This is a genomic window from Flavobacterium sp. N502540 (assembly GCF_025947365.1).
GTDB lineage: Bacteria > Bacteroidota > Bacteroidia > Flavobacteriales > Flavobacteriaceae > Flavobacterium.
The window spans coordinates 2,901,875-2,915,543 of the sequence record NZ_CP110012.1; the positions used below are offsets into that span (position 1 = coordinate 2,901,875).

The following is a 13,669-nucleotide window of genomic DNA, read 5'->3' on the forward strand; positions in this document are numbered from 1 at the left end:
AGTAAAATGGCAAAGGAGAATTTTAATCGTTCCAAACCGCACTTAAACATAGGTACAATTGGACACGTGGATCACGGAAAAACTACATTAACTGCAGCAATTACAAAAGTATTGTCTGATGCTGGTTACTGTCAAGCAAAATCGTTTGATCAAATCGATAACGCTCCAGAGGAGAAAGAAAGAGGTATTACTATTAATACATCACACGTAGAGTATGAAACAGCTAACCGTCACTACGCTCACGTTGACTGTCCAGGTCACGCGGATTACGTAAAGAACATGGTTACTGGAGCAGCTCAAATGGACGGAGCTATCTTAGTAGTTGCTGCTACAGATGGTCCAATGCCACAAACTCGTGAGCACATCCTTTTAGGTCGTCAGGTTGGTATTCCAAGAATCGTTGTTTTCATGAACAAAGTGGATATGGTTGATGATGCTGAGTTGTTAGAGCTTGTTGAAATGGAAATTAGAGATTTATTATCTTTCTACGAATATGATGGAGATAATGGTCCTGTAGTTCAAGGTTCTGCTTTAGGAGGATTGAATAATGATCCTGCTTGGGTACCAAAAATCATTGAATTAATGGATGCTGTTGATGCTTGGATCGAAGAGCCAGTGCGTGACGTAGCAAAACCATTCTTGATGCCGGTTGAAGACGTATTTACAATTACTGGTCGTGGAACTGTTGCTACAGGTCGTATCGAAACAGGTATTGCTAATACAGGAGATCCAGTTGAAATCATTGGTATGGGAGCTGATAAATTAACTTCTACTATTACAGGAGTTGAGATGTTCCGTAAAATCCTTGACAGAGGTGAAGCTGGAGATAACGTAGGTTTATTGTTAAGAGGTATTGATAAAGAATCTATCAAAAGAGGAATGGTTATCATTAAGCCGGGATCAGTAAAACCACACGCTACTTTCAAAGCAGAGGTTTATATCTTGAAAAAAGAAGAAGGTGGACGTCATACTCCATTCCATAATAACTACCGTCCACAGTTCTACGTACGTACAACTGACGTAACAGGAGTTATTACTTTACCAGAAGGAGTAGAGATGGTAATGCCAGGAGATAACTTGACTATCAATGTTGCTTTATTAAGCCCAATCGCTATGAGTGTTGGTTTACGTTTCGCTATCCGTGAAGGTGGTAGAACTGTAGGAGCAGGTCAGGTAACTGAAATCGTAGGATAATCCTATAAAAAATAAAAAAAAGCCAGCTGATTTTCTTAATTGAAATCACTGGCTTTTAATTACGGGCGTAGTTCAAGGGTAGAATAGCGGTCTCCAAAACCGTTGATGGGGGTTCGAATCCCTCCGCCCGTGCAATAAAAAAATATATCAAATGACAAAAGTTACTAATTATTTATCAGAGGCTTTCGAAGAGTTAAAGTCAAATGTTACTTGGCCAGCTTGGGCTGAGGTTCAAAAATTGACAATTGTTGTGGCTGTATTTTCGATTCTGTTCGCTTTGGCAACATGGGGAGTAGACGAATTTTTTGCAAAAGCTTTGGCTGGATTTTTTAACTGGTTAAAAGGATAATTTTTTTTGTGATGGCAGATAATAATGTGAAAAAATGGTATGTGGTTAGAGCTGTAAGCGGGCAAGAAAATAAAGTCAAAGCTTACATCGAAACCGAGATTGCCAGATTAGGTATGGGCGATTATGTTTCCCAAGTTTTAGTACCTACAGAAAAAGTAGTTACTGTAAAAGAAGGAAAGAAAATGTCTAAGGATAAAGTTTATTTCCCTGGATATGTTATGATCGAAGCCAATTTAGTTGGTGAGATACCTCATATTATTAAGTCAATTACTAGTGTAATTGGGTTTTTAGGTGAGATCAAAGGCGGGGAACCGGTTCCTTTGAGACTTTCTGAAGTAAATAGAATGTTAGGTAAAGTGGATGAGTTGGCTGTTAATACAGATACTCGTGCTATTCCTTTCAGCCTGGGTGAAACGGTAAAAGTGATCGATGGTCCTTTTAACGGCTTTAACGGTTCGGTTGAAAAAATCAATGAAGAAAAGCGTAAACTTGAAGTTATGGTTAAGATTTTCGGAAGAAAAACTCCATTAGAATTGAGCTTTATGCAAGTTGAAAAAGTATAATTTTTTGTTACACTATAATAAACCATTGTAATCGCTTCCATTGATTACAGTGATAAATTTTTTAAAAATGGCTAAAGAAATTAGTAAGGTAGTTAAACTACAAGTTAAGGGAGGTGCTGCGAACCCGTCGCCACCGGTTGGACCTGCTTTAGGAGCTGCTGGGGTTAACATCATGGAGTTCTGTAAGCAATTTAATGCTAGAACTCAGGATAAACCTGGCAAAATTTGCCCAGTGCAAATCACTGTGTATAAAGACAAATCATTTGATTTTGTCGTTAAGACTCCTCCAGCAGCAGTTCAGTTAATGGAAGCTGCAAAGCTAAAATCTGGTTCTGGTGAGCCTAATCGTAAAAAAGTAGCTAGCGTTACTTGGGAACAAATTAGAACTATTGCTGAAGACAAAATGCCGGACTTAAACGCTTTCACAATTGAGAAAGCTATGAGTATGGTTGCTGGAACAGCTAGATCTATGGGTATAACTGTATCAGGAGATGCTCCTTTTTAATTAAGAAAAAGACATGGCAAAATTAACAAAAAAGCAAAAAGAGGCTGCTTCAAAAATTGAAAAGAACAAATTATACTCTCTAAAAGATGCTGCGGCATTATTGAAAGTTGTTGCTTCTGCAAAATTTGATGAGTCTGTTGATATCGCAGTTCGTTTGGGTGTAGATCCTAGAAAAGCGAATCAAATGGTAAGAGGTGTGGTTACATTGCCTCACGGAACAGGTAAAGATGTTAAAGTATTAGCATTAGTTACTCCAGATAAAGAAGCGGAAGCTAAAGAAGCTGGTGCAGACTATGTTGGTCTTGATGACTATTTACAAAAAATTAAAGACGGTTGGACAGATGTTGATGTAATCATCACTATGCCAGCTGTTATGGGTAAATTAGGTCCATTAGGTCGTATTTTAGGACCTAGAGGTTTAATGCCAAACCCTAAAACAGGTACTGTAACTATGGATGTTGCAAAAGCTGTTGCAGAGGTTAAAGCTGGTAAAATTGACTTTAAAGTTGATAAAACTGGTATCGTTCACGCAGGAATTGGTAAAGTTTCTTTTGGAGCTGAGCAAATTGTTGACAACGCACACGAAATTATTCAAACATTAATAAAACTTAAACCAACTGCTGCTAAAGGTACCTACATTAAAGGTATTCACCTTACAAGCACTATGAGTCCTGCTATTGCATTAGACCCAAAAGCAGTATAATTGGTAGTTAAAAATTTTTAGTATGACTAGAGAAGAAAAATCAATCGCGATTGAAAATTTAACTGCGCAGTTAGCTGGTACAAATATCATTTATGTATCTGATATTTCTGGTTTAAACGCAGAGACAACTTCAAATTTACGTAGAGCTTGTTTTAAAGCTGGAATCAAATTAGAAGTTGTAAAGAACACTTTGCTTGCAAAAGCAATGGAAGCTTCTGCTAATGATTATGGTGATTTGCCAACAGTTTTAACTGGTAACAGTGCTATATTTATTTCTGATGTAGCTAATGCTCCTGGAAAAATTATCAAAGATTTCCGTAAGAAATCTGATAAACCAGTTTTAAAAGGTGCTTTCATTAATAATGAAATTTACATAGGAGATAATCAATTAGATGCATTAGCAACTATTAAGTCTAAAGAAGAACTTCTTGGAGAACTTATCGGATTATTACAATCACCAGCTCAAAGAATTATTTCTGCTTTACAAAACAAATTCGCAGGTAGCGAAGAAGAAACTGAAGCATAATAATTATCGCAGGGAGTTTATTCTCCTTGCTGCTTAAATAGCGCACAATAAACAAAATATAATTTTACAAATCATTTTAAACGATAGAAAAAATGGCAGATTTGAAACAATTCGCAGAACAATTAGTTAACTTAACAGTTAAAGAAGTTAACGAATTAGCAACAATATTAAAAGACGAGTATGGTATCGAGCCTGCTGCTGCAGCTGTAGTAGTTGCTGCTGGTGGTGGAGAAGGTGCTGCTGAAGAAGCACAAACTGAATTTACAGTTGTATTAAAAGAAGCTGGAGCTTCTAAATTAGCAGTTGTGAAATTAGTAAAAGAACTTACAGGTTTAGGTCTTAAAGAAGCTAAAGATGTAGTTGACGGTGCTCCAAGTAACGTTAAAGAAGGTGTTTCTAAAGAAGAGGCTGAAGGTCTTAAAAAATCATTAGAAGAAGCTGGAGCTGTAGTTGAGCTTAAATAATTTAACTCAGTTTTAAGAACTAGGTTTAGGTCCTGAGTTAACACTCAAAGGCCTAAACCATTTTTCGTATAATAAAATACATTAAATTTTATTATCAAATAGTTTAAAATACGGAAGAGTTTTTGATCAATACGAAGAAAAAAAATGGCGCTTGGTTTATCCGGTTTATTTTTAAAGATGTATTGATTCTAAAAAGAAAGTATAAACTAAACAATGTGTTTTACACAAAAAACTACTTTTTTTTAATCAAAATTTTGTTCATTGATGATAACAAATCAGACTGAAAGATTGAATTTTGCCTCTACAAAAAATATTCCTGACTATCCAGATTTTCTAGATGTTCAGGTTAAATCTTTTAAAGATTTTTTTCAATTAGAAACTAAATCTGACGAAAGAGGCAACGAAGGTCTATACAACACCTTCATGGAAAACTTTCCAATTACAGATACAAGAAACAACTTTGTATTGGAGTTCCTGGATTATTTTGTAGACCCACCACGTTATACAATTCAAGAATGTATAGAGAGAGGACTTACTTATAGTGTGCCTTTAAAAGCCAGGTTAAAACTATACTGTACAGACCCAGAACACGAAGATTTTGAAACTATTGTACAAGATGTTTATCTTGGAACAATTCCTTACATGACTCCAAGTGGTACCTTTGTAATTAATGGTGCCGAGCGTGTAGTAGTATCTCAGCTACACCGTTCTCCTGGTGTTTTCTTTGGACAATCATTCCACGCAAATGGAACAAAATTATATTCTGCCAGAGTAATTCCTTTTAAAGGATCCTGGATAGAATTTTCTACAGATATTAACAGCGTTATGTACGCGTATATCGATAGAAAGAAAAAATTACCGGTAACCACTTTATTCCGTGCTATTGGTTTCGAAAGAGATAAGGACATCCTTGAAATTTTCGACTTAGCTGAAGAAATTAAAGTTTCTAAAACAGGTATCAAAAAGTATATTGGAAGAAGACTTGCTGCGCGTGTATTGAACACTTGGCACGAGGATTTCGTTGATGAAGATACCGGAGAGGTAGTTTCTATCGAACGTAACGAAATCATCCTTGATCGTGATACGATTATCGACAAAGATAATGTGGAAGAGATCATCGATTCTAACGTTAAATCTATTTTGTTACACAAAGAGGATAATAACCAAGCAGATTATGCTATTATCCACAACACGTTACAAAAAGATCCAACAAACTCTGAAAAAGAAGCTGTTGAGCATATCTACAGACAATTGCGTAATGCAGAACCGCCTGATGAAGAAACTGCTCGTGGTATTATTGATAAATTGTTCTTCTCTGATCAACGTTATAACTTAGGTGAAGTTGGTCGTTACAGAATGAACAAAAAGTTAGATTTAGATATCCCTATGGACAAGCAAGTGCTTACCAAAGAAGATATCATTACAATCGTGAAATATTTGATCGAATTGATCAACTCAAAAGCTGAGATTGATGATATTGATCACTTATCAAACCGTCGTGTTAGAACAGTTGGAGAACAATTGTCTCAGCAATTCGGTGTTGGTTTAGCACGTATGGCGAGAACTATTCGTGAGAGAATGAACGTTAGAGATAACGAGGTGTTTACACCAATTGATTTGATCAATGCTAAAACATTATCATCAGTTATCAACTCTTTCTTTGGTACAAACCAGTTGTCTCAATTTATGGATCAAACGAATCCATTAGCTGAGATTACACACAAGAGAAGACTTTCTGCACTTGGACCAGGTGGACTTTCGAGAGAAAGAGCTGGTTTCGAGGTTCGTGACGTTCACTATACACACTATGGTCGTTTATGTCCGATTGAAACTCCTGAGGGACCAAACATTGGTTTGATTTCATCTCTTGGAGTTTATGCAAAAGTAAACGGAATGGGATTCATCGAAACTCCATACCGTAAAGTAACTAATGGTGTAGTTGATTTAGAAAGTACTCCAATTTACTTAAGCGCTGAAGAAGAAGAAGGAAAAATGATTGCTCAGGCAAACATTGAAATGGATGAGACTGGTAAAATTACGGCAACTAATGTTATTGCTCGTGAGGAGGGTGACTTCCCGGTTGTTGAACCTTCAGTTGTACATTATACAGACGTTGCACCTAACCAGATTGCTTCGATTTCGGCTTCGTTAATTCCTTTCTTGGAACATGATGATGCGAACCGTGCGTTGATGGGATCTAACATGATGCGTCAGGCGGTTCCTTTGATCCGTCCGGAAGCACCAATCGTTGGTACAGGTTTAGAGCGTCAGGTAGCTTCAGATTCTAGAGTATTAATTAATGCTGAAGGAGATGGAACTGTAGAATATGTTGATGCAAATATCATTACTATTAAATACGACCGTACTGAAGATGAAAGAATGGTTAGTTTTGATGCTGATGAGAAAACATACAACTTAATTAAATTTAGAAAAACCAATCAGGGAACAAGTATTAACCTGAAACCAATCGTAAGAAAAGGTGACAGAGTTGTTCTTGGACAAGTATTATCAGAAGGATATGCTACTCAAAATGGTGAATTAGCTTTAGGTAGAAACTTAAAAGTTGCGTTCATGCCATGGAAAGGGTATAACTTTGAGGATGCGATTGTAATTTCTGAAAAAGTAGTTCGTGATGATATTTTTACTTCTATCCACGTTGATGATTATTCATTAGAGGTTAGAGATACTAAGTTAGGAAACGAAGAGTTAACAAACGATATTCCTAACGTTTCGGAAGAAGCTACTAAAGATTTAGATGAAAACGGTATGATCAGAATTGGAGCAGAGGTTAAGCCTGGCGACATTTTGATCGGAAAAATTACACCAAAAGGAGAATCAGATCCTACTCCGGAAGAGAAATTGCTTCGTGCAATCTTCGGGGATAAAGCAGGTGATGTAAAAGATGCTTCATTGAAAGCTTCTCCATCTTTACATGGTGTAGTTCTTGACAAAAAATTATTTGCAAGAGCCGTTAAAGATAAACGTAAACGTACTCAGGATAAAGATGCTTTAGGCGCTTTAGAAATGGAATTCGAAACTAAATTTGTTGAATTAAAAGACAGATTAGTAGAGAAATTATTCCTGATCGTTAATGGAAAAACATCTCAGGGTGTAATGAACGATTTGGGTGAAGAAGTTTTACCAAAAGGTAAAAAATATACTCAAAAAATGCTTTACGCAGTAGAGGATTTTGCTCACTTAAGCAAAGGTCAATGGGTTGCTGATGACGCTACAAATAAAATGGTTAATGATTTAATTCATAACTATAAAATTAAGCTGAACGACTTACAAGGATCTTTAAGAAGAGAGAAATTCACCATTACAGTTGGAGATGAATTGCCATCTGGAATCTTGAAATTGGCTAAAATCTATATCGCTAAAAAACGTAAGTTAAAAGTAGGTGATAAAATGGCGGGACGTCACGGTAACAAAGGTATTGTTGCAAGAATCGTTCGTCATGAGGATATGCCATTCTTAGAAGACGGAACACCGGTAGATATCGTATTGAATCCACTTGGGGTACCTTCTCGTATGAACATTGGTCAGATTTATGAGACTGTTCTTGGATGGGCCGGTATGAACTTGGGTAGAAAATTTGCTACTCCAATTTTTGACGGTGCTTCTTTAGATCAAATCAATGCTTTGACTGATGAGGCTAACGTACCACGTTTCGGACATACTTACCTTTATGATGGTGGAACTGGAGAGCGTTTTGCACAAAAAGCGACTGTGGGTGTAATTTACATGCTTAAATTAGGACACATGGTTGATGATAAGATGCACGCACGTTCTATCGGACCATACTCATTGATTACGCAACAGCCACTTGGAGGTAAAGCTCAATTTGGAGGTCAGCGTTTCGGAGAGATGGAGGTTTGGGCACTTGAGGCTTATGGAGCTTCTAGTACACTACGTGAAATCTTAACTGTTAAGTCTGATGACGTTATTGGTAGAGCTAAAACTTACGAGGCTATCGTTAAGGGTGAAACTATGCCAGAACCAGGTTTACCAGAATCGTTCAATGTATTAATGCACGAATTGAAAGGTCTAGGTTTAGATCTTCGTTTGGAAGAATAATAAATGTTTTCAGTTACGGTCTCAGTATTCAGTTTAACACTGAATTCTGGGACTTTAGCTGTTTACTAAATGTTAGAAGTTTTTAAAGATTTATACCCGTAACCCGTTCCGATTTTTTATAGTAATGCTAGGCATTCTATAACTAGCGCTTCAAATTAAATTTTGAAGTTTAGAGAAGTAACCCGAGGTAGTGTTTTAAGTCAAAAGTTTGAAAGTCCAAAGTCTAAAGTCGTTCCTGACTTTAAAACTTTATGACGTTTGACTTTAGACTAGACTAAGAATCAATTTTTTAATTGCAAAATAAATCAATAGTAAAAACTATGATGAATAACAGAAACAATAAAGACAAAAATCCGGTAAAAAGATTTAACAAAATTTCTATTGGATTGGCTTCACCAGAATCTATCCTGAAAGAATCAAGAGGAGAGGTTTTAAAGCCAGAAACAATTAACTACAGAACTCACAAACCAGAGCGTGACGGACTTTTCTGCGAAAGAATCTTCGGACCAGTAAAAGATTTCGAATGTGCTTGTGGTAAGTATAAAAGAATTCGTTACAAAGGTATCATCTGCGACCGTTGTGGTGTTGAAGTTACAGAGAAAAAAGTACGTCGTGACAGAGTAGGACACATCAATCTTGTTGTGCCAATTGCTCACATCTGGTATTTCCGTTCTCTTCCAAACAAAATTGGTTATATCCTTGGTCTTCCATCTAAAAAATTAGATATGATCATTTACTACGAAAGATACGTAGTAATTCAAGCTGGTATTGCTAAAAATGCAGATGGAGAATCTTTACAAAGATTAGATTTCTTAACTGAAGAAGAATACTTAAACATTTTAGATACTCTTCCACAAGAGAATCAATATTTAGATGATTTAGATCCAAACAAATTCGTTGCTAAAATGGGAGCGGAATGTATCATGGATTTATTAGCTCGTATTGACCTGGATGCTTTATCTTATGAATTAAGACACAGCGCTAACAACGAGACTTCTAAACAAAGAAAAACGGAGGCTTTAAAAAGATTACAAGTTGTGGAATCTTTCCGTGAGTCTAACGAAAACCGTGAAAACCGTCCGGAATGGATGATCATGAAAGTGGTTCCAGTTATTCCGCCGGAATTACGTCCGCTTGTGCCACTTGATGGAGGTCGTTTTGCAACTTCAGATTTGAACGATTTATATCGTCGTGTAATCATCCGTAACAACCGTTTGAAAAGATTAATGGAGATTAAAGCTCCAGAAGTGATCTTAAGAAACGAGAAACGTATGTTACAGGAATCTGTAGATTCATTATTTGATAACACTCGTAAAGCATCTGCTGTTAAAACAGAATCAAACAGACCATTAAAATCATTATCTGACTCTTTAAAAGGTAAACAAGGACGTTTCCGTCAAAACCTTTTAGGAAAACGTGTGGATTATTCTGCTCGTTCGGTAATCGTCGTTGGTCCTGAGTTAAAATTATACGAATGCGGATTGCCAAAAGATATGGCTTCTGAATTATACAAACCTTTCGTTATCCGTAAATTGATCGAAAGAGGTATTGTAAAAACAGTAAAATCTGCTAAGAAAATAATCGATAAAAAAGAGCCGGTAGTTTGGGATATCCTTGAAAACGTAATTAAAGGACACCCGGTATTACTAAACCGTGCTCCTACTTTGCACAGATTAGGTATCCAGGCATTCCAGCCAAAATTAATTGAAGGAAAAGCGATCCAGTTACACCCATTAGTATGTACGGCGTTTAACGCGGATTTTGATGGTGACCAGATGGCGGTTCACTTACCATTAGGACCAGAGGCTATTTTAGAGGCACAATTATTAATGTTGGCTTCTCACAATATCCTTAACCCTGCAAATGGTGCTCCAATTACTGTACCTTCTCAGGACATGGTCTTGGGTCTATACTATATGACCAAAGAGCGTATTTCTACAGAAGATCACAAAATTATCGGTCAGGATTTGACTTTCTATTCTGCTGAAGAAGTAAATATTGCATTAAACGAAGGAAGATTAGAATTGAATGCTCGTGTGAAAATTAGAGCTAAAGATTTTAATGACGCCGGAGAATTAGTGTTCCAAATTATTCAAACAACTGCTGGACGTGTATTATTTAATGAAGTAGTACCTGAGGCAGCCGGATATATCAACGACGTATTAACTAAGAAAAACCTTAGAGATATTATCGGACACATTTTAAGTGTGACTGATGTACCTACAACGGCAGCTTTCTTGGATAATATGAAAGATATGGGTTATAAATTTGCATTTAGAGGAGGTTTATCATTCTCTTTAGGTGATATTAGAATCCCAGAACAAAAAACGAAGTTAATTGCAGATGCCAGAGAGCAAGTTGAGGGTATCTCAACTAACTATAACATGGGTCTTATTACCAATAACGAGCGTTACAACCAGGTTATTGACGTATGGACTTCTGCGAATGCTCAGTTAACAGAGTTAGCAATGAAAAATATTAGAGAAGACCAACAAGGTTTCAACTCTGTATATATGATGCTTGACTCTGGGGCGAGGGGTTCTAAGGAGCAGATTCGTCAGTTAACAGGTATGCGTGGTTTGATGGCTAAGCCTAAAAAATCTACTGCCGGTGGTGGTGAGATTATTGAAAATCCGATTCTTTCTAACTTTAAGGAAGGTCTTTCGATTCTTGAGTACTTCATTTCTACTCACGGTGCTCGTAAAGGTCTTGCGGATACCGCTCTTAAAACGGCGGATGCTGGTTACTTAACAAGAAGGCTTCATGACGTTTCTCAGGATGTTATTGTTAACATCGAGGATTGTGGAACTTTAAGAGGTGTTGAAGTTTCTGCATTGAAGAAAAATGAGGAAATCGTTGAATCATTAGGAGAAAGAATTTTAGGACGTGTTGCATTGCAAGATGTTATTAATCCTTTAACTAATGAAGTATTAGTTCAATCAGGTCACCAGATTACGGAGGCTATTATGAAGACTATCGAAGCTTCTCCTATTGAAAGAGTAGAAGTTAGATCTCCATTAACTTGTGAGGCTTTAAAAGGTATTTGTGCTAAATGTTACGGTAGAAACTTAGCTACCGGTAAAATGACACAAAGAGGTGAAGCTGTCGGAGTTATTGCAGCTCAGTCTATTGGAGAGCCTGGTACACAGTTAACACTTCGTACGTTCCACGTTGGAGGGGTTGCAGGAGGTATCTCTGAGGAGTCTAGTATTGTTACAAGATTTGCAGGTAGACTTGAGATTGAAGATTTAAAAACTGTTAAAGGTGAGGACAGCGAAGGTAATGCGGTAGATATCGTAGTATCACGTTCAACTGAATTAAAATTAGTTGATGAGAAAACTGGAATCGTTTTAAATACACATAATATTCCTTACGGTTCTAGTATCTTTGTTCAAGATGGTGAAGCTGTAGCTAAAGGAACTGTAATCTGTAAGTGGGATCCATATAACGGTGTAATTGTTTCTGAATTTACTGGTAAAATTGCTTACGAAGATTTAGAGCAAGGACAATCGTACATGGTTGAAATTGATGAGCAAACTGGATTCCAGGAGAAAGTAATTTCTGAGGCGAGAAACAAAAAATTAATCCCAACTTTATTGGTTTACGGTAAAGAAGGTGAATTGATTCGTTCGTACAACTTACCGGTAGGTGCACACTTAATGGTTGAGAATGGTGAGAAAATTAAAGCAGGTAAAGTATTAGTGAAAATCCCTCGTCGTTCTTCTAAAGCGGGCGATATTACAGGAGGTCTTCCAAGAATTACCGAGTTGCTTGAGGCTCGTAACCCTTCAAACCCGGCAGTTGTTTCTGAAATCGACGGTGTTGTTTCTTTCGGTAAAATCAAAAGAGGTAACCGTGAGATCGTTATCGAATCTAAATTTGGTGAGATTAAAAAGTATTTAGTTAAACTTTCAAGCCAGATCTTAGTTCAGGAAAATGACTTCGTAAGAGCAGGAGTACCATTGTCTGACGGTGCAATTACACCAGATGATATTTTAAGAATTCAAGGACCAGCTGCTGTTCAACAGTACTTGGTAAATGAAATTCAAGAGGTATACCGTCTTCAAGGGGTAAAAATTAATGACAAGCACTTTGAGGTAGTTATTCGTCAAATGATGCGTAAAGTAAGAGTTCAGGATCCGGGTGATACTTTATTCTTAGAGGATCAATTAATTCACACTAAAGATTTCATCGTTCAAAACGATAAATTATACGGTATGAAAGTAGTTGAAGATGCTGGTGATTCTGCGGTATTGAAACCAGGTCAGATCATTACTCCTCGTGAATTACGTGATGAAAACTCATTGTTGAAACGAAATGATAAAAATCTGGTTGTAGCCAGAGATGTAATCACTGCAACTGCAACGCCAGTTTTACAAGGTATTACAAGAGCTTCGCTACAAACTAAATCATTCATTTCTGCGGCTTCATTCCAGGAGACAACGAAAGTACTTAACGAAGCTGCTGTAGCTGGTAAAGTAGATGATTTAGAAGGATTGAAAGAAAATGTAATTGTTGGACACAGAATTCCTGCGGGAACTGGTATGAGAGAATACGATAACACTATCGTAGGATCTAAAGACGATTACAATGAAATGATGGCTAATAAAGAAGAATATATTTATTAATATTAGGAACCTATGAGTAATCCGAACCAACAACAAGAACAGATTAATATCGAGTTAGATGAAACTATTGCAGAAGGAATTTATTCTAATCTGGCGATTATCAATCACTCATCATCAGAATTTGTTTTAGATTTTGTGAGTATTATGCCTGGTATTCCTAAAGCCAAAGTAAAGTCAAGAATTGTCTTGACGCCACAACATGCTAAAAGATTATTAAAAGCAATTGGTGAAAATATTCATCGTTTTGAAGTCGCTCATGGCGAAATCAAAGAGACAGAACAAGCTCCAATACCGCTTAATTTTGGTCCTGCGGGACAAGCATAAACTTTAAAAGCCCCAGTAATGGGGCTTTTTTTATGGAAAAACAAATTTTTAAGGCAAATTTTGGTTCAGTACAAAATGTTGGGAGTTGATAGAAGTTACTCCTTTATTAACGATTTCAGCTCTTTATTTAAGAGTTCATTTTGTTACGGCTGATTTTATAATTAGTGTTCTCTGCCGGTATAAATATTTGAAATATTTAAAAATGGGCTGAAAGCCCAAAAGCATAAAAATAGTGCAGAGCACTATAAATTAAGATAGTGAATCATATTGCCCTGAAAGGGCATAAGCAGTTGCAGGAAAGTCTGGTAAAGAAAGTTTTGATGACTTTTACCACTG

Annotated in this window: 10 protein-coding genes and 1 tRNA gene; all 11 read left to right on the top strand. The window is 36.7% G+C overall.

Features of this window, described 5'->3' with window-relative positions:
- The first annotated feature begins 6 nt into the window (after nt 1–6).
- The 11 genes from tuf (at nt 7) to OLM58_RS12530 (ending at nt 13,333) form a co-directional block, all read left to right on the top strand.
- On the top strand, nt 7–1,194 hold the full coding sequence (tuf, locus tag OLM58_RS12480; protein ID WP_017496723.1) for an elongation factor Tu: 1,188 nt from the start codon (nt 7–9) through the stop codon (nt 1,192–1,194).
- 61 nt (nt 1,195–1,255) lie between these two features.
- A tRNA-Trp gene (locus tag OLM58_RS12485) sits at nt 1,256–1,326 on the top strand.
- 19 nt (nt 1,327–1,345) lie between these two features.
- On the top strand, nt 1,346–1,543 hold the full coding sequence (gene secE, locus OLM58_RS12490; RefSeq protein WP_008466927.1) for a preprotein translocase subunit SecE: 198 nt from the start codon (nt 1,346–1,348) through the stop codon (nt 1,541–1,543).
- 11 nt (nt 1,544–1,554) lie between these two features.
- Complete coding sequence (gene nusG, locus OLM58_RS12495; protein WP_017496724.1) at nt 1,555–2,106, top strand: transcription termination/antitermination protein NusG; 552 nt, start codon at nt 1,555–1,557, stop codon at nt 2,104–2,106.
- Nucleotides 2,107–2,173: 67 nt separating this feature from the next.
- Complete coding sequence (gene rplK / locus OLM58_RS12500) at nt 2,174–2,611, top strand: 50S ribosomal protein L11 (RefSeq protein WP_008466923.1); 438 nt, start codon at nt 2,174–2,176, stop codon at nt 2,609–2,611.
- Nucleotides 2,612–2,624: 13 nt separating this feature from the next.
- Nucleotides 2,625–3,314 carry a 50S ribosomal protein L1 gene (gene rplA, locus OLM58_RS12505; protein ID WP_017496725.1) on the top strand — a complete coding sequence of 230 codons (690 nt, stop codon included), beginning with the start codon at nt 2,625–2,627 and terminating at the stop codon, nt 3,312–3,314.
- Between the two features lie 22 nt (nt 3,315–3,336).
- Nucleotides 3,337–3,840 carry a 50S ribosomal protein L10 gene (gene rplJ, locus OLM58_RS12510; RefSeq protein WP_017496726.1) on the top strand — a complete coding sequence of 168 codons (504 nt, stop codon included), beginning with the start codon at nt 3,337–3,339 and terminating at the stop codon, nt 3,838–3,840.
- A gap of 92 nt (nt 3,841–3,932) precedes the next feature.
- Entirely contained in the window at nt 3,933–4,304 is a 372-nt protein-coding gene (gene rplL / locus OLM58_RS12515) for a 50S ribosomal protein L7/L12 (RefSeq protein ID WP_007807437.1), read from the top strand.
- 264 nt (nt 4,305–4,568) lie between these two features.
- Nucleotides 4,569–8,381 carry a DNA-directed RNA polymerase subunit beta gene (gene rpoB / locus OLM58_RS12520; protein ID WP_017496728.1) on the top strand — a complete coding sequence of 1,271 codons (3,813 nt, stop codon included), beginning with the start codon at nt 4,569–4,571 and terminating at the stop codon, nt 8,379–8,381.
- Nucleotides 8,382–8,701: 320 nt separating this feature from the next.
- On the top strand, nt 8,702–13,009 hold the full coding sequence (gene rpoC / locus OLM58_RS12525; protein WP_264529162.1) for a DNA-directed RNA polymerase subunit beta': 4,308 nt from the start codon (nt 8,702–8,704) through the stop codon (nt 13,007–13,009).
- Nucleotides 13,010–13,021: 12 nt separating this feature from the next.
- Nucleotides 13,022–13,333: a DUF3467 domain-containing protein gene (locus OLM58_RS12530; protein WP_017496730.1), complete on the top strand. Its 312-nt coding sequence runs from the start codon at nt 13,022–13,024 to the stop codon at nt 13,331–13,333.
- The last annotated feature ends 336 nt before the right edge of the window (nt 13,334–13,669 follow it).